Annotated in this window: 13 protein-coding genes and 2 pseudogenes; 6 read left to right on the forward strand and 9 right to left on the reverse strand. The window is 71.6% G+C overall.

Features of this window, described 5'->3' with window-relative positions; all coding sequences use genetic code 11:
* Positions 1-304 (forward strand): transposase (locus B9S61_RS31740; protein ID WP_146064897.1); only part of this gene is annotated, 304 nt, incomplete at its 5' end.
* A gap of 82 nt (positions 305-386) precedes the next feature.
* On the opposite strand, the pseudogene B9S61_RS42825 reads toward B9S61_RS31740, so the two are convergent.
* Positions 387-552: pseudogene (locus B9S61_RS42825) on the reverse strand (hydroxylase); the annotation flags it as partial.
* A gap of 269 nt (positions 553-821) precedes the next feature.
* On the opposite strand from B9S61_RS42825, the gene B9S61_RS31750 reads away from it, so the two are divergent.
* Entirely contained in the window at positions 822-1,421 is a 600-nt protein-coding gene (locus B9S61_RS31750) for an isochorismatase family protein (protein WP_103545295.1), read from the forward strand.
* 10 nt (positions 1,422-1,431) lie between these two features.
* Positions 1,432-2,343 carry a GlxA family transcriptional regulator gene (locus B9S61_RS31755; protein WP_103545286.1) on the forward strand — a complete coding sequence of 304 codons (912 nt, stop codon included), beginning with the start codon at positions 1,432-1,434 and terminating at the stop codon, positions 2,341-2,343.
* Between the two features lie 886 nt (positions 2,344-3,229).
* On the opposite strand, the gene B9S61_RS31765 is transcribed toward B9S61_RS31755, so the two are convergent.
* Positions 3,230-3,661: a VOC family protein gene (locus tag B9S61_RS31765; protein WP_103545287.1), complete on the reverse strand. Its 432-nt coding sequence runs from the start codon at positions 3,659-3,661 to the stop codon at positions 3,230-3,232.
* Between the two features lie 83 nt (positions 3,662-3,744).
* Between B9S61_RS31765 and B9S61_RS31770 the strand changes: the two genes are divergently transcribed.
* Together B9S61_RS31770 and B9S61_RS31775 are read left to right on the forward strand one after the other, a co-directional pair.
* Positions 3,745-4,398 carry a phosphoribosyltransferase gene (locus tag B9S61_RS31770; RefSeq protein WP_103545288.1) on the forward strand — a complete coding sequence of 218 codons (654 nt, stop codon included), beginning with the start codon at positions 3,745-3,747 and terminating at the stop codon, positions 4,396-4,398.
* Between the two features lie 75 nt (positions 4,399-4,473).
* On the forward strand, positions 4,474-4,863 hold the full coding sequence (locus B9S61_RS31775; RefSeq protein WP_103545289.1) for a RidA family protein: 390 nt from the start codon (positions 4,474-4,476) through the stop codon (positions 4,861-4,863).
* A 24-nt stretch (positions 4,864-4,887) separates the two neighbouring features.
* Here B9S61_RS31775 and B9S61_RS31780 read toward each other — a convergent pair whose 3' ends face one another.
* Positions 4,888-5,694, reverse strand: coding sequence for a VOC family protein (locus B9S61_RS31780; RefSeq protein WP_103545290.1), 807 nt, complete (start codon positions 5,692-5,694; stop codon positions 4,888-4,890).
* A 139-nt stretch (positions 5,695-5,833) separates the two neighbouring features.
* Between B9S61_RS31780 and B9S61_RS41210 the strand changes: the two genes are divergently transcribed.
* Positions 5,834-5,974, forward strand: a complete 141-nt coding sequence (locus B9S61_RS41210; RefSeq protein WP_181007624.1) for a hypothetical protein — start codon at positions 5,834-5,836, stop codon at positions 5,972-5,974.
* On the opposite strand, the pseudogene B9S61_RS31785 reads toward B9S61_RS41210, so the two are convergent.
* The 6 genes and pseudogenes from B9S61_RS31785 to B9S61_RS31810 form a co-directional block, all read right to left on the reverse strand.
* Positions 5,971-8,981, reverse strand: a pseudogene (locus tag B9S61_RS31785) (family 16 glycoside hydrolase). The gene B9S61_RS41210 and the pseudogene B9S61_RS31785 sit on opposite strands and share 4 nt — an antisense overlap.
* A 190-nt stretch (positions 8,982-9,171) precedes the next feature.
* Entirely contained in the window at positions 9,172-9,915 is a 744-nt protein-coding gene (locus B9S61_RS31790; protein WP_103545291.1) for a bifunctional 2-polyprenyl-6-hydroxyphenol methylase/3-demethylubiquinol 3-O-methyltransferase UbiG, read from the reverse strand.
* A gap of 47 nt (positions 9,916-9,962) precedes the next feature.
* Entirely contained in the window at positions 9,963-10,775 is an 813-nt protein-coding gene (locus B9S61_RS31795; RefSeq protein ID WP_103545292.1) for an SAM-dependent methyltransferase, read from the reverse strand.
* A 395-nt stretch (positions 10,776-11,170) separates the two neighbouring features.
* The gene (locus B9S61_RS31800; protein WP_103545293.1) at positions 11,171-14,545 is read right to left on the reverse strand and encodes a pyruvate carboxylase; all 3,375 of its coding nucleotides are present in this window, start codon (positions 14,543-14,545) and stop codon (positions 11,171-11,173) included.
* Positions 14,546-14,725: 180 nt separating this feature from the next.
* Positions 14,726-15,706 carry a S8 family serine peptidase gene (locus B9S61_RS42830; RefSeq protein ID WP_258039966.1) on the reverse strand — a complete coding sequence of 327 codons (981 nt, stop codon included), beginning with the start codon at positions 15,704-15,706 and terminating at the stop codon, positions 14,726-14,728.
* Between the two features lie 3 nt (positions 15,707-15,709).
* Positions 15,710-16,474, reverse strand: a complete 765-nt coding sequence (locus tag B9S61_RS31810; RefSeq protein WP_103545294.1) for an ABC transporter ATP-binding protein — start codon at positions 16,472-16,474, stop codon at positions 15,710-15,712.
* Between the last annotated feature and the right edge of the window lie 80 nt (positions 16,475-16,554).

Below are 16,554 nucleotides of genomic sequence, written 5' to 3' on the forward strand. Positions count from 1 at the left end.
CCTCGCCTCCTACGCCGGACTGGCCCCCACCACGAAGCAGTCGGGCACCTCCATCCACGGCGAACACGCACCCCGAGGCGGCAACCGGCAACTCAAACGGGCGATGTTCCTGTCCGCCTTCGCCTGCATGAACGCCGACCCGGCCTCCCGCACCTACTACGACCGCCAGCGAGCCCGCGGCAAGACCCACACCCAAGCCCTCCTCCGCCTCGCCCGCCAGCGCATCAGCGTCCTGTTCGCCATGCTCCGCGACGGCACCTTCTACGAACCCCGGACACCGAAAGACGTCGAGCTCGCCGCATAACCCCAGCAACACCGAACCACCCCAAACCCGACAAGGGTGCCTTGACGAAGGACATAGAGGCACCCCCCCCGCGCCGCGTCGGTCACGCCGGGCCGGACGCCGTGAAGGCGGCGGCGTGCCTCCCCGGCCCACGGGCCGAAGGTGCGGGCCGGGCGGCCGGTGGCCTTCTCCACGGTGTCGACGACCGTGCGTGCCACGTCGGGCGTGTTCCCGTACGCCTCCAGCAGGAAGCCGATCACATCCTCCGGATGCCGCCGCCCGCCGGAAGCGGCTCCCGGCCCCCGGGAACTCCGAGGGCACGCGGGTGGCTCGGGCGACGCTCGACACCGAGCTCACGGGGCGGCGTCACGGCCGCGGCAGCGCGTCCGTCAGGACAACGCGCGCTGACCGGTGACGGCGCCTCGACCGCGGTGTGGCCTCCTTCGGCTGCCGATGCGGGCCCGGTGACCGGATCGGTCCGCTCCCGGACCCGATGCGGCCTGTCGTCGCCCCGCCCGCGCGGCTCAGGCTGGGGGACATGACCCGAGCACTGATCGTCATCGATGTCCAGGAATCCTTCCGCGCCCGTCCGCTGTGGGAGACCACCTCCGACCTGAAGATCGCGGACCGGGTGAACCGTCTGGTCCGGCTCTTCCGCCGGGCGAACGAGCAGGTGGTGTGGGTGCTGCACTCCGAGCCCGGCACCGGCGACGTCTTCGACCCGGCCCTCGGCCATGTCCGGCTGATGGAGGAGCTGGAGCGAGCGGACGGGGAGCCGCTGATCCAGAAGACCTCGCACAACGCCTTCACCACCACCAACCTGCAGCAACTCCTCACCGAGCGCGGTATCACCGACCTCACCGTCTGCGGCATCCGCACCGAGCAGTGCGTGGAGACCACCACTCGCCTCGCCGCCGACCTCGGCTACCGGGTCACCGTCGCCATCGACGCGACCGCGACCAACCCCATCCCGCACCGCGACGCCCCCGCCGGCCGGAGCGTCGCGGAGCTGCTGGCCGACCCCCGCACACTGCCTGCCGAAGAGGTCATCAGGCGCACCGAGTACGCCCTCGCCGGACGCTTCGCGACGATCGCGACGGTCGACCAGTTGGAGGCCGCGGCAGGGCTTGCGGCATGATGACCGGATCGTGAGCCGTATCGTCTTCCTCCTCGTGCCCGGAGTCCATCTGCTGGACCTGGCCGGCCCCGCGCAGGTCTTCTCCACCGCCGCCGACTTCGGGCACCCCTACACGCTCTCCTACGTCGCCGAGCAGCCACAGGTCCCCACCGCCCAGGGGCTGCCGCTGGTGGCCGGGGCCGACTGGCCCGAGCTCGGTCCCGAGGATCTGATCGTGGTGCCCGGCTGGCGGACGGGCGCCGTCGACGGCCGTCCCGTCATCGGCACCGCCACCCTTCAGGTCCTCCGGGACCACCATGCCAGGGGCGGGACGGTGGCCAGCGTCTGCGCCGGAGCCGAGGCGCTCGGACGGGCCGGTCTGCTCGACGGCCGCCGCTGCACCACCCACCACGACGTGCAGGACGAGCTGGCCCAACGCCATCCCGCGGCGGTGGTCGTCCGAGACGTCCTGTTCACCGTCGACGACCGGGTGATCACCTCGGCCGGCATCGCCAGCGGCATCGACATGGCCCTGCACGTGGTCGCGACGCGGCACGGCCCGGCCGTCGCCGCCCAGGTGGCCCGCGGCATGGTCGTCCACACCCGCCGCAACGGGCATGAGCCGCAGTCCAGTGCGATGCTCCGGCACCGGTCCCACCTCGACGACACCGTGCACCGTGTCCAGAACCTGATCGACGCCCGCTTCGACCGACCGCTCCCCCTGCCCGCCCTGGCATCGGCCGTCGGCGTGAGCGAACGTACCCTCACCCGTCTCTTCAGCCGCGCCACCGGGCTCACTCCGCTGCGCTACCAGCAGGCCCTCCGCCTCGAACACGCCCAGCACCTCATCAGCCACGGCGCGACGATCGACGCCGCCGCCCGCTCGGCCGGCTTCGAGGACCCGCGCATGCTGCGCCGCCTCCGCGCCCGCACGGCCGTCTGACCGCGTCAGGTGGCCGAAGGCCCCCGGCCCACACCCCCGCGACGGTTGTCAGCGCTGTGCGCGATACTCGGCAGGACCTGAACAACGCTGAAGACAGGGCATCACGGGGGCGGGGGCCGGTGGATGACGAACCGTTGGGGTGAACACGAGGCGGCGGAGGAGGACGAGAGTCTCCCGCTGGAGTACGCCGTGCTGCCCGGGCAGCGCAGGCTGTGGCGGTGGGTTGCCGCAGGGTGTGTGGTGACGTACGCCCTGACCGCCCTGTACATGGGGGCGGGCAGCGGTGCCGCTCTGCCGATGTGGGTGGCGGCCCTCGTCTGTCTGCCGGTCATGGCGGGGGCGGTGCACTCGTGGCGCAAGGCCGCCGGAGGGACCCGCATCGATGACGACGGGGTCACCACCGGGGTCTGGCCCGGTCGGCAGTCGTGCCGCTGGGAGGAGATAAGGGCGGTCACCCGTGCGGGTGGGCCGAGGACCCAGCGCCCGCACCTTCATCCAGCTCATACGCCAGGACAGCCGTGCCGTGACACTCCGGGCACCCGTCGACCTGGCCGAGAACCCGGACCACCGCTTCCGGCGCGCCCACGCGATCGTACGGTCCACCTGGGAGGAGCGGTGCTCCGGGGGCACGCCGTGAGGCCGGGCGCGCGTCCGTACACGGACCGGCCGGCCCGTGTACGCACACCGGTGGCGTGGCGTCAGGGGAGGGCGGGGCCCCTGCCGATCCGGCGGCAGTGCGCCCGGGGCGGCCCGTGACGCCGTAACGCAGGGCCGCCGCGGCCGCTGGAGGCGGAGTGCTCACCTTCGCCGGCCTCCTGCGCCTGTCCCGGACACGCTGCCCGCCGGAGACGGTGTGCGGCTCCTCCGTCCCCGGCGGGCCGGTTCCTCATGCCCGGGCGACCGGCTCGCCCACGCCGAGCAGGTTCCCCTCGCTGTCGTGGAACCACGCGGCCCGTTCGGCGCGGTATCCCTTCGTCGGGTAGTTGCCCTCGATCTCGGCGATGCCGTCGGTGGCGTGGAAGCCGGGGGTGTCGGCCTCCTCGAAGACCACGCCGCGCCGTCTCAGCTCCGCCACCACGCTCCCGAGGTCGTCGACCTCGAAGGCCATCTGGGTGAAGGTGCCCGAAGACGCTCCCGTCGACCGGTAGAGGGCGAACTCGACGCCCGAGCACCGGTACAGCGGCCCTCCCGGCCGCTCGTCGACGGGCTCCAGGCCGAGCCGCTCGGCGTAGAAGCGCCGGGCTCGGTCGAGGTCCTGGGCAGGAAGCCTGGCCGCCGTGCGGGCCCCTGCCAGAGGCCTCTCGTCGTGGGCGTTCATCCTCCCACTGTGCCGCAGGCCGGCGTGAGTGGCGCGGCCACCGGCGGTTACCCGGCACCGGGGGCCGAGGAAGGGAGCGAGCCGTGCGATTCCCAAGCCGTGAGGAGGCCGGCCAGGAGCTGGCCGTCAGGCTGCTGGAGTGGGCGAGCAGCGGCGATCTCGCGAATGTGACCGTGCTGGCGCTGCCGCGCGGTGGTGTCCCGGTCGGGGCGGAGATCGCCCGGGTGATGGCCGTGCCGCTGGACGTCCTCGTCGTCCGCAAGATCGGGGTCCCCGGGGCCCCCGAGGTGGGCATCGGGGCGATCGCCGGGGACGACCCCCCGGTGTTCGACCGCACGGGGCTGCGTGCCCTGGACCTCTCCGAGGACGAACTCGGGGCCGAGGTGGCCCAGGCCCGTGCCGAACTGCACCGTCGTGAGCATGTGTACCGCGGCGGACGCCCCGCCCCGGACGTACGCGGTCACAGCGTCGTGGTCGTGGACGACGGACTGGCCACGGGGATCACGGCCCGCGCGGCCCTGCGGCATGTGCGGCGCGGCGGTCCGCTGCGCCTGACCCTGGCGGTCCCGGTGTGCCCTCCGCGGACCGCCGCGGCACTGCGGGACGACGCCGACGACGTCGTCGCCCTGCACCAGCCGGAGCAGCTGCGCTCCGTGGGCGAGTGGTACTCCGACTTCCACCCGGTCTCCGACCAGGAGGTACTGGACGCCCTGCGGGAACGGCACCCGGCCGGCTAGGCGCCGCCCCCGGTGTCAGGTCGTCACCGCGGCCGTGCTGGACGTTTCCGTGCCGGTCGCCATAGCGTGCGGCGCATGACGCAGCGACGTGCGATCCTCAGCGGCTCGACGTTCGAGGAAGAGATCGGTTACGCCCGCGCCGTGGTCCACGGCGACTCGGTGCATGTGTCCGGTACCACCGGGTTCGACTACACCGCCATGACCATCTCCGAGGACGTGGTGGAGCAGGCCGGGCAGTGCCTGCGGAACATCGAGGCCGCGCTGAAGGAGGCGGGGTGCACCTTCGCCGATGTGGTGCGGGTGCGTTGTCTGCTGCCCGACCGGGCCGACTTCGAGCCCTGCCGGCCGGTCCTGCGCGGCTGTTTCGGCGAGGTGCGGCCGGCCGCCACCATGCTCGTGTGCGGTCTCGCCGATCCCCGGATGAAGATCGAGATCGAGGTGTACGCGCAGCGATCGGCCCGGTGACGGCCGGTCCGGCAGGCCCGGCGTTCAGCTCCCGGACGGGGTGAGCACCACGAAGTCCGCGCCGAAGGGGTCGAGGCAGACGGCCATGCGGCCGACGCCCTCCGCGTCCACCGGCCCCATCTGCACGCTGCCGCCGTTCTCGGTGACCCCGGCCACCGCCGCGTCGCAGTCGGTGACGTTGAAGACCGGGTGCCAGTACGGCCGCCCGCCCGCCAGGGCGAGGTCCTCGCTCGGGAGCTCCATCAGTCCGCCGTGCATGCGCTCCTCGGGCAGCCCGGCCGGGGTGATCATGGTGTACGTTCCCTCGCCGCCCGGCATCTCCATGTCGCTGAACCGCCAGCCGAGGACTCCTCCGTAGAACTCCTTCGCGGCCGCCGCGTCGCTGGTGTAGAGCTCGGTCCAGGACAGTGAGCCCGGCTGGTCCACCAGGTCGACGCCTTTGCTCTCCCCCGGCTGCCAGACGGCGAACTGGCCACCCAGCGGGTCGCTGTACTGTGCCATCCGCCCCCACTGCTCGAGATCCATCGGCGGCACCCGCACGGTGCCGCCGGCGCTCTCCACCGCCCGGGTCGTGGCGTCCGCGTCGTCGACCGTGTAATAGATCATCCAGGCCGGGCGGGCGCCTTCCTCGGTGAGCTTGCCCAGCCCGGCGACCATCTTGCCGTCCTTGTTGAACATGCCGCCTTCCATCTCCTCCCCGTCGTCCCCCTCCCCCATGGGGTCGTAGTCCCAGCCGAGGACCGCACCGTAGAAGGCGGCCGCGGCCGGGACGTCGGGGACGCCGAGGTCGAGCATGCAGGGCGAGCCGTGGGCGAAGTCAGTGGTGATCACCGCGATGTCCTTTCGCTGATTCCCTTTGGCCTCAGCGTGCCACCGGGCACTGACACCCGCCCTCCGGCTTCGCCGTCCGGGGGTGCGCGGGCCGGCTACCCCTCGTCCGCCGCCTCGCACCGCGTACATGGTGTGCGCCGTGGCGGCCGTGGCCGCCGCCGTCCTGACCGCGTTCGGCATGATCGGCCTCAAGGGTGCGCAGGGGGCCGACGACGCCGAGTCCGGCGTCCCCTCGTCCGTTGCGGACGGCAGGACGCCGGACCCGGTCACCGCGCGCTAACTCAGCGGTTCGATACGGATGTTGCGGTAGCGCACCGCGTTCCCGTGGTCCTGCAGCCGGATGGCCCCGGCTGCGGGACCTTCGGGCGTTCCGCCTCCCGTCGGGCCGTCGATCGCGACGTCGTCGTGGATCTTCTTGCCGTTCCACACCACGGTGACCCGCGCGTCGGCCGTCTTCCCGCCCTCGGCGTCGTAGCGCGCCGCGCGGAAGACGATGTCGTACGACTGCCAGGTCTCCGGGGCCCGGGCGGCGTTCACATCGGGGGCCTTCTTCAGATAGATCGCTCCCGCCTCGTCGGTGTCGAGCGTGGTGTCGCCGTAGGAGTCCAGGATCTGGAGCTCGTAACGGTCCTGGAGGTAGACGCCGCTGTTGGCGCGGTCCTGGCCGGTCACGTCCGGGGGCAGCTCGGCAGCCAGTACTCCAGGTGCAGTCTGAAGTCGTCGAAGCTGCTCTTGGTGCGGATGTCCCCGCAGCAGACCTCCGTCGCCCCGCCGGTGACGGGCCACTCCACCGGCCGCCCGTCGGTGTGCTGCCACCCGTCGAGGCCGTCGCCGTCGAACAGGCCGACCGCTCTGCCGTGCCGGTCGACGCTGAGGAGGTCGAGGTTGACGTGTCCGGTGTCGCCCTCGTCGTACCGGTAGGCGACCGTGTTGCGCCCGGCCCGCAGCCTCAGGGCCTCGGTCTGCGTCGACCAGGTCTCCCAGTCACCGGTGCTGCGGAACCCGGTCTGCCTCACCTTCTTCCCGTTGACGTACACGGACAGTGACTTGGTGCCCCGGAAGGGGTCCGGGCCGTTGGAGTAGCGCAGGCCCAGGTCGTACGTTCCGCTCCGGTCCACCTCGACGTCGAAGGTCGTGGCGGCGCCCTGGGTGCCGTACCGGTCGACGAAGCCGCTGCCGGAGTAACCCCGGTGGTCGGTGTCGATGCCGGCCGCGCCGGTGAGGGACGCCTCCTCCGCCTCGTACAGCGGGCCCGGGGCGGGCTGCCTGCCCGGCATGGCGTTCAGCGTGTACCAGGCCTCGGTGCTCCACAGACTCTCGCCGGACGCCGAGCTGAACGGGCGCGGGGAGCGGACGTGGACGACGCGGCCCGGCTGGAGCCCTTCGACGGCCAGGGTCACCTTCTTGCGGTCGCGCGACAGCTTCGCCGAGGTCACCTCCAGGGTCTCCTCGGCGACCCTGGGTCCGCCGTAGTCGCGTGTCGGGGTGTAGAGCCACTGCTCGGCCTCGTAGTGGCTGACAAGGTTGTCAGCGGTCTCCTGCGACAGGGGCTGGGTGTACTCCAGCTCGAAGCCGCCCTTCTTCACCCGCATGGCCTGGATGTCGAAGGTGTTCCTGCCGTTGGGTGACAGTTTCTGGAGGCCGTACCGGAGCTTGCCCTCCTGTCCCCAGTTGCCGTCCGCTCCCAGGCCGCCCGCGTAGATCGCGCCGTCGGGGCCCATGGTGATGCGGTTGACGCCTGCTTCGAGGCCCTGGGTGAAGCGGAAGACGGCACCCTGGTACTGGCCCTCGACCTTCTCCAGATAGGCGCGCTGCAGCCCGCCGTAGGTGACGTCGCCGAACAGCATCTGCCCCTTGAACCTGCCCTTGGTCAGGTAGAGGGGCGTGCTGGGCGAGTTGGCGATCTCGTTCTGCGGGAGCCAGAGCACCGGCCGGGTCACCGGCTCCGTGTCGAAGGGGCCCGCGGGGTTGGTGTAGTGGTTGAAGAAGCGGTCCTGCTTGATGTGGACCAGTTTCGACGAAGGGAGCCGGCCGCCCTGGTTGTCGGTGGTGAAGATGTCACCGCCGGGGCCCCAGCCGATGCCGTTCGGGGTGCGCAGGCCGCCGGCGAGGTAACTCACCTTGCCGGTCTTCTTGTTCACCTTGATGGTCGCTCCACGGCCGGGCGCGGGCTGCGGGTCCGTGGTGGCGCCGCCGTAGTCGATGGCGACGGACAGGTTCAGATAGAAGTGGCCCTTGCGGTACAGGAGCCCGAACGCGAACTCGTGGAAGTTGCCGCCGTACGGCCACGTCGCGATCGTCTTGAACCGGTCCATGACGCCGTCGCCGTCGCTGTCGCCCAACTCCGTCAGCTCATGCTTCTGGGAGACGAAGATGGTGCCGTCGACGACCTTGAGGCCCATCGGCTCCTTGAGGCCCTCGGCGATTCTCGTGGCCGTCACCTTGTCCGGGCCGGTGGTGCCGGTGACCTCGTCCATGACGTAGACCTCGCCGGCCGCGTTGCCGGTGCCGCCCCAGGTGCTCACCACCAGACGGCCGTCGGGCAACCAGTCCATGCCGGTGACCTGCGGTTCGAAGCCCTCCGGACGCAGGTCGGTGAGGGTGTGGTCGGGGCGCACCGCGTTGAGCGGGAGGCCGTCACCCGGTGAGTCGGTGATGCCCTCGCACTCCTTGCGACCCGGGGCGGTGACGCGGACCACGTCGGCGTCGGTGCTCAGTGCCGCGTTCGGCACGGTCGCGAATCCGTCGGCGCCCGGCGGCTGCCAGGCGAGGGTGAGCTGCTCCCCGCCGCCGCGTTCGAAGTGGTCGATGCGCAGCGCGTGCATGCCTTCGGTGAGCTGGACGGTGCCGTCCTTGGGCTCCGCGCCGTGCAGTCCGTCGTGGTCGATGACGACCCGGTCGTCGATCAGCAGCCGTGAGCCGTCGTCACTGGTCAGCCGGAAGACGTACGAACCGTCGGCCGGCACATCGACGTTGCCGGTGACCTGGGTGACGAAGTTGTCGCTGAATCCGCCGAAGTCGGCGGTGGACTTCCAGTCGACGACGGGCATCAGCTTGTCGACGTTGGGGGTCTGTCCGGGTTTGAGGGTGCAGATCTCGTCGAGCGGGACCTGGACGTCGAAGACGCGCAGGGTGACACCGGGTTCCTGGGACGGCACATCGGCCGCCTGCGCGGAGCCGGGCCGGGCCGATGCCGCGGGAGACGCCCAGAGCCCACCCGCGACGAACGTGCCGACGACGAGCCCTGCCAGACATCTTCGGGCACGCCGGTACAGCCGTGCGTCCATGCTTCCTCCTGCCGAGTCGACCGGAGGGCCGGACAACTCCGGTGCCGAATAGGCGAAACGCCAACGGTTGCGGCCGACACGCTAGGAGACTTCTACTGAACTCGTCCATACTTTGTCATCGATGAGTTCAAAGTCCTTCCGGTGGGCAGTATTCATCGATGTAATGGGGCTGTGGGACACCGGTGTCCGGTCAGGGGGAGGGCGGGAGGCGGTAGACGGACACGTGGGAACGCGACTCGGCGGTGAACGCGGAGCCTTCCCAGTCCGCATGCCTGGACTCCAGGTCGAAACCGGCCAGTTGGGCCATGAGGTCGAGTTCGGCCGGCCAGATGTAGCGGTGCGGGCTGCGCAGCAGCCGGGCCTGCTCGCCCTCGTCGAACCGGAAGTGGTGCGAGACGACGTACTGGCGCAGTACGTCGTAGGTGTCCAGGCCGATGTAGCCGGGGGCGGACTCCCAGACCGTGGCCTCCTGGCCCGGCGGGAGCTTGCGCAGTTCGGGCACCCACAACTCGACCACGAACCGCCCGCCGGGCCCGAGGTGGCGGGCGGCGTTGCGGAAACACTCGACCTGCTCGGCCTGGGTGAGCAGATTGGAGATGGTGTTGTACACGAGGTAGACGAGGGTGTACTCACCGGGAGCGGTGGTGGTCGCCATGTCTCCGATGACCACCGGGATCGCCGACTCGTCGGCCTTGGTGCGCAGTTGTGCCACCATCGGCGGAGACAGCTCGATACCGGTCACGGGCACGCCGCGGCCAGCGAGCGGAACGGCCACCCGGCCCGTGCCGACGGCGAACTCGAGGGCCGCGCCCTCCCCCGCGAGACGGGCCAGCCGGTCCACGGCCGGCCCCAGAACCTCGGGCGCGAACATGCCCGTTCCCGGCGTGTCATAGCGCCGGGCGGCGTCCGCGTTCCAGATCTCCTCCTGTTTCATACCGTCAACGCTCGCCCGCGGGCCGGGGCGTTGTCCAGTGAATTGGGTCAGGGCTTGAGGGCGAGGCCGCCGTGCTCGGCGATGACGACCGGCGGGGGCGAAGAGGCGTCCGGACGCCACATCTGTACCGAGACGACGCCGGGATCGACGAGCTCGAGCCCGTCGAAGAAGGAGGTGATCTCCTCCACGGTACGCAGGTTGTAGGGCACGGCGCCGCTCGCGTTGTAGCCGTCCTGGGCCTGCTCGAAGTCGGGGTCGATGCCGCGCGAGCCGTCGTTGATGGAGAGATAGCTGCCGGACGGCAGTGCCGCCATCAGGTGGGTGACGATGGACCGCGCCTGGTCGTAGTCCGCGATGTGGCCCAGGATGTTGCTGAGGATCAGGGCGGTGGGACGCGTGAAGTCCAGCGTCTGGGCCGCCGCTTCCAGAATACGGTCGGGCTCCAGGACGTTCGCGTCGACGTAGGCCGTGGCCCCCTCCGGCGTGGAGTAGAGCAGCGCGCGGGCGTGGGCGAGGACCATCGGGTCGTTGTCGACGTAGACGATGCGGGAGTCCGACGCGTTCCGCTGGGCGACCTGGTGGGTGTTGTCGGCCGTGGGCAGCCCGGTACCGATGTCGAGGAACTGCCGTATGCCCCGCTCGGCGGCCAGATAGGTGATGTTGCGCTGCAGGAAGGCCCGGCTGCTGCGGGAGATGGTGACGATGCCGGGGAAGACGGCGGTGTAGGCGTCGCCGGCTTCCTCGTCGACGGGGTAGTTGTCCTTCCCTCCCAGCCAGTAGTTCCAGATCCGGGCCGAGTGCGGCACCGAGGTGTCGATCTTCTGCTGCGCTGATCCGGGCGCCGCGGCGGGGTCGGTCATGAGTACCGTCCGTAGTTGTTCGAGGGCTGTTCTGGCCAACGCATAATCTACGTTCCCACAGCTCGTCGGCGCAGGCTTGTTCGACAGGGACACCGCGCGACTTCACACCGCCCGGCCTGCGCGACGGGCGGGGTCGCGCCGTCCGCCGTGGCGGATCCCGGCAGCTCCCCTCCACCACCCTCGCGCAGTGGCGCCGGCGGGTCCGGGGACGCGGCCCACGCCGAGTCGGTGGTGGTGACCGTCCCCACCGCCCGTCCCGTCCCGTCCCGTCCCGTCCTCAAGAGGCACCGCCCCTTCGGCCCCGACATGCGAGTGAGCTGCGGGCGACTCGTGACGGCCCATGGCCCGATGTCCCATGCGGACCGCGGGAGCCGGACGGGCTCCGGCTCCGTCCCTCAGCCGAGTTCCACCAGCAGGTCACCGCCTTCCACCTGCTGGATCCGGTTGATCGCCAGCCGGGAGACCGTGCCGGACTTCGGCGCGGTGATCGACGCCTCCATCTTCATCGCCTCGATGGTGGCCACCGTGGCTCCGGCCTCCACCTCGTCACCCTCGGCGACCGCGAGCGTCACCACACCGGCGAACGGCGCCGCGACGTGCCCGGGGTCGGCGCGGTCGGCCTTCTCGGTGACCGGAGCGTCGGAGGCCGCCGACCGGTCGCGGACCTGGATCGGGCGCAACTGGCCGTTCAGCGTGGACATCACGGTCCGCATGCCCCGCTCGTCGGCGTCGCCCACGGCCTGCAGTTCGATCAGCAGCCGGACACCGGGGTCGAGGTCGACGCTGTACTCCTTGCCCGGGCGCAGCCCGTAGAAGAAGTCCTTGCTGTCCAGGACACCGGTGTCACCGAAGGACTGCCGGTGCGTCTCGAACTCCCGTGTGGGACCGGGGAAGAGAAGCCGGTTGAGGGTCGGCCTGCGGTCCTTCGCCAGGCCCTCGCGGTCGTCGGCGGACAGTTCCTCGACGGGCTTGGCTTCGCCGCGGCCCCGCAGGGCCTTGCTGCGGAAGGGCTCCGGCCAGCCGCCGGGCGGCGTGCCCAGCTCGCCGCGCAGGAAGCCGATGACGGAGTCAGGGATGTCGAAGCGGTCCGGCTCCTCCTCGAAGTCGCGCGGCGAGACGCCCGCGCCGACCAGGTGCAGGGCCAGGTCGCCGACCACCTTCGAGGAGGGGGTGACCTTCACCAGACGGCCGAGCATCCGGTCGGCGGCGGCGTACATCGCCTCGATGTCCTCGAAGCGGTCGCCGAGGCCGAGCGCGATGGCCTGGGTGCGCAGGTTGGAGAGCTGGCCGCCCGGGATCTCGTGGTGGTAGACGCGGCCGGTCGGCGAGGCGAGGCCGGCCTCGAAGGGGGCGTAGACCTTGCGGACGCTCTCCCAGTAGGGCTCCAGGTCGCCGACGGCCGCCAGGTCCAGGCCGGTGGGCCGCTCCGAGTGGTCGGTCGCCGCGACGAGTGCCGACAGCGACGGCTGGGAGGTGGTGCCCGCCATGGACGCCACCGCCCCGTCGACCGCGTCCGCGCCCGCCTGGACCGCGGCGAGGTAGGTGGCGAGCTGGCCGCCGGCGGTGTCGTGGGTGTGCAGATGCACCGGCAGGCCGAATTCCCGGCGCAGGGCCGACACGAGGGTCGCCGCCGCGGGTGCCCGGAGCAGTCCCGCCATGTCCTTGACGGCCAGGACGTGGGCCCCCGCCTCGACGATCTGCTCGGCCAGCCGCAGGTAGTAGTCGAGGGTGTAGAGCCGCTCGGACGGGTCGGACAGGTCGGCGGTGTAGCACAGGGCCACCTCGGCGACGGCCGTACCGGTCTCGCGCACCGCGTCGATGGCGGGCCGCATCTGGGAGACGTCGTTGAGCGCGTCGAAGATGCGGAAGATGTCGATGCCGGTGGCCGCCGCCTCCTGGACGAAGGCGTCGGTCACCTCGGTCGGGTACGGGGTGTAGCCCACCGTGTTACGGCCGCGCAGCAGCATCTGCAGGCAGATGTTCGGTACGGCCTCCCGCAGTGCGGCCAGGCGCTCCCACGGGTCCTCGGCCAGGAAGCGCAGGGCGACGTCGTAGGTGGCGCCGCCCCAGCACTCCAGGGAGAGCAGTTCGGGCAGGGTGCGCGCCACCACGGGGGCGACGGCGAGCAGGTCCTTGGTGCGGACCCTGGTGGCGAGGAGCGACTGGTGGGCGTCGCGGAACGTGGTGTCGGTGACACCGATGGTCGGCGAGGAGCGCAGCCAGCCCGCGAAGCCCTCGGGGCCGAGTTCGGCGAGCCGCTGCCGGGAGCCGGCCGGCGGTTCACCGGCCGGCAGCGGGGGCAGCTTGGTCAGCGGGTCGATCAGCTCGGGCCGCTCGCCGTGCGGCTTGTTCACCGTGACGTCGGCGAGGAAGGTGAGCAGCTTGGTGCCGCGGTCGGCGGAGTGGCGCGAGGTGAGCAGTTGCGGACGCTGCTCGATGAACGAGGTGGTGACCTGTCCGGCCTGGAAGTCCGGGTCGTCGAGGACCGCCTGCAGGAAGGGGATGTTGGTGGCGACGCCGCGGATGCGGAACTCGGCCACCGCGCGCCGGGCACGGCCCACCGCGGTGGCGAAGTCCCGGCCGCGGCAGGTGAGTTTCACCAGCATCGAGTCGAAGTGGGCGCTGATCTCCGTACCGGCGTGGGTGGTGCCGCCGTCGAGGCGGATGCCGGAGCCGCCGGGCGAGCGGTAGGCGCTGATCTGTCCGGTGTCCGGGCGGAAGCCGTTGGCCGGGTCCTCGGTGGTGATACGGCACTGCAGCGCGGCGCCCCGCAGGGTGACCGTGTCCTGCGAGAGACCGAGGTCGGCCAGCGTCTCGCCGCCGGCGATGCGCAGCTGCGACTGGACCAGGTCGACGTCGGTGACCTCCTCGGTGACCGTGTGCTCGACCTGGATGCGCGGGTTCATCTCGATGAAGACGTGGTTGCCGTCGCGGTCGAGGAGGAATTCGACCGTGCCGGCGTTGCGGTAGCCGATCTGCCGGGCGAACCGGACGGCGTCGGCGCAGATGCGGTCGCGCAGCGCGGGGTCGAGGTTGGGCGCGGGCGCGAGTTCGATCACCTTCTGGTGGCGGCGCTGCACCGAGCAGTCCCGCTCGAACAGGTGAATGACGTTGCCCTGCCCGTCGGCGAGGATCTGCACCTCGATGTGGCGCGGTTCGACGACGGCCTTCTCCAGGAACACCGTGGGATCGCCGAACGCGGACGCGGCCTCCCGGGAGGCCGCCTCGATGGACTCCCTCAGCTGGGCGGGGTCCTCGACACGGCGCATTCCGCGCCCGCCGCCGCCCGCGACGGCCTTGACGAACACGGGGAAGCCGATGTCGTCGGCCGCGCGGACGAGTTCGTCGACGTCGGTGGAGGGCGCCGAGGAGCCCAGGACCGGCACGCCGGCCTCCCGGGCGGCGGCCACGGCGCGGGCCTTGTTGCCGGTCAGTTCCAGGATCTGGGCGCTGGGCCCGACGAAGGTGATGCCCGCCTCTTCGCAGGCCCTGGCCAGTTCCGGGTTCTCGGACAGGAAGCCGTAGCCCGGGTAGACGGCGTCGGCTCCCGCCCGTCGCGCGGCGCGGACGAGCTCCTCCACGGAGAGGTAGGCCCGCACCGGATGCCCGGGCTCGCCGATCTCGTACGCCTCGTCCGCCTTCAGGCGGTGCAGCGAGTTGCGGTCCTCGTGGGGGAAGACGGCGACGGTTCGGGCGCCCAGCTCGTAGCCCGCGCGGAACGCCCGAATCGCGATCTCACCGCGGTTGGCGACCAGCACCTTGCGGAACATTCTCGATCCCTTCAGCCTGCCTCTGACGAAGACCATCGTGTCGGTGGCAGGTCCGGTACGCCATGTGAGCCGGGCCACTCACACCTGGCCGCCGAGGTGTGTGAGGGGCCGCGAGAGGAACGTTTCTCCCCCGTGCGGCCCCTCGCGCGTGTCAGTGGCCCCTACCCGGGCCGCGGCACACTATTCCGTGATCTTGAGCAGCTTGTTCGGGGTGCCGGTGCCGGGATCGCTGATCCTGTCCGCGGTGGCCCCGCCGGTCAGCGCCGCCGCCACCGCCGCCGGGCCTGCGTCGGGGTGGCCCGCCATATACACGGCGGCCGCGCCGGCCACGTGGGGGGAGGCCATCGAGGTGCCGGATATCGTCCTGGTGCCCTCGTCGCTGTCGTTCCAGGCCGAGGTGATGTCGGAGCCGGGCGCGTAGAGGTCCACGGCCGTTCCGAAGTTGGAGAAGTCGGACTGGGCGTCGTCCTCGGTGCTGGAGGCGACGGCGAGGGCTTCCGGTACGCGGGCGGGTGAGCCCTGTCCGGCGTCGGCGGACTCGTTGCCGGCCGCGACGGCGAAGGTGACCCCGGAGGCGATGGCCTTCTGGACCGCTGCGTCGAGGGCCGGGTCGGCGGCGCCGCCGACCCGGTACGGCCGGCTCTCCCCCGCGGTGACGATGTCCGTGGTGTCGCCGGGAGCGAGGCCCGCACGGTCGGCGAGCCGGGTGTCGACGGCGATCTCCCCGCCGGAGCGCGGCGGCCCGCCGGACACCAGCCGGTACGGGGCGAGGGCGGCACTCGCCCAGCCGTGGCCCGTCGTGGGCACCTCGGGCGCGGCGCTCGTGGTGACCGCGATCGAGCGGTCGCCCACGGCGCGTGCCACGCCGGGCACCTCGGCCAGTCGGGCTGTCAGTTCCCCGGCGACGCTGCCGCGTTCGGGGAGTGCGAGCGTGGTGTACTCGGTCTCGCCGAACATCGTCGGACCGGCCACCGTCATCTCGCGGTCGGCGACGACGGCGAGTGCGGCCCCGTAGCGCTGCGGCTGGCCCTGGTGGCGCCATCCCGACTCCACGAGCAGGGCGCAGGTCATCAGGATGGCGACGCCCGCGGTGAGCGCGACGAGGGTGGCAACGAAACTGCCCTTGCGGAAGCGCACCATCTGCGCCGCGAGTCGGAGCACCGTTCAGCCCTCCCGGGTCGCGACGGGCTGCCGGCGGCCCAGCAGGGCCAGGTGTTCGGCGATCCGCTCGGCTCCGGGCTGGGGCATGTCCCGCACGATCCGCCCGTCGGCGAGGACCATCACGCGGTCGGCGCAGGACGCGGCGACCGGGTCGTGGGTGACCATCACGACGGTCTGTCCGGTCTGGTCGACCGCCGACCGCAGCAGGGCGAGGACGTCGGCCGCGGTCCGGGTGTCCAGTGCGCCGGTGGGTTCGTCGCAGAAGATGACCTCGGGGCGGGTGACGAGCGCCCGGGCGATGGCGACCCGCTGCTGCTGGCCGCCGGAGAGCTGGGCCGGCCGGTGCCGCAGCCGGTCGCCCAGTCCGACCCTGCCGATCACCTCGTCCACCCAGGCCGGGTCCGGCCTGCGGCGGGACAGCCGCGAGGGCAGCATGATGTTCTGCTCCACGTTCAGCGCGCCGACCAGGTTGAACGCCTGGAACACGAACCCGACCCGGCCGCGGCGCAGTTCGGTGAGCTGCTTCTCGGACATCGACGACAGGTCCGCGTCCCCGATCCGCACCCGCCCGGAGTCCGGCCTGTCCAGCCCCGCCGCGCAGTGCAGCAGGGTGCTCTTGCCGGATCCGGACGGTCCCATCACGGCCGTCGCCGTGCCGCGCGTGAACACCGCGCTGACGTCGTCCAGGGCCACCACCGGCTGGTCGCCGCCGTACGTCCTGTGTACATGGTCGAGGCTGACGGCGACGTCGGCCGGGGTCACTGACATGGTTCGGGGCGCCTTCCGGGTGGAGCTTTTCGCGGGACCTCTCGACGGTAGGAGCCGGGGGGCCCGGGGCCCATGCAGCC

The organism is Streptomyces sp. SM1, assembly GCF_002910825.1.
Classification (GTDB): domain Bacteria; phylum Actinomycetota; class Actinomycetes; order Streptomycetales; family Streptomycetaceae; genus Streptomyces; species Streptomyces okerensis.

What these genes read in the sequence shown, in the direction of transcription:
- B9S61_RS31750 (WP_103545295.1), top strand. Translation starts at nt 822, where the DNA reads ATGACCCGAGCACTGATCGTCATCGATGTCCAGGAATCCTTCCGCGCC.
- B9S61_RS31765 (WP_103545287.1), bottom strand. Translation starts at nt 3,661, where the DNA reads ATGAACGCCCACGACGAGAGGCCTCTGGCAGGGGCCCGCACGGCGGCC.
- B9S61_RS31775 (WP_103545289.1), top strand. Translation starts at nt 4,474, where the DNA reads ATGACGCAGCGACGTGCGATCCTCAGCGGCTCGACGTTCGAGGAAGAG.
- B9S61_RS31790 (WP_103545291.1), bottom strand. Translation starts at nt 9,915, where the DNA reads ATGAAACAGGAGGAGATCTGGAACGCGGACGCCGCCCGGCGCTATGAC.
- B9S61_RS31795 (WP_103545292.1), bottom strand. Translation starts at nt 10,775, where the DNA reads ATGACCGACCCCGCCGCGGCGCCCGGATCAGCGCAGCAGAAGATCGAC.
- B9S61_RS31800 (WP_103545293.1), bottom strand. Translation starts at nt 14,545, where the DNA reads ATGTTCCGCAAGGTGCTGGTCGCCAACCGCGGTGAGATCGCGATTCGG.
- B9S61_RS31810 (WP_103545294.1), bottom strand. Translation starts at nt 16,474, where the DNA reads ATGTCAGTGACCCCGGCCGACGTCGCCGTCAGCCTCGACCATGTACAC.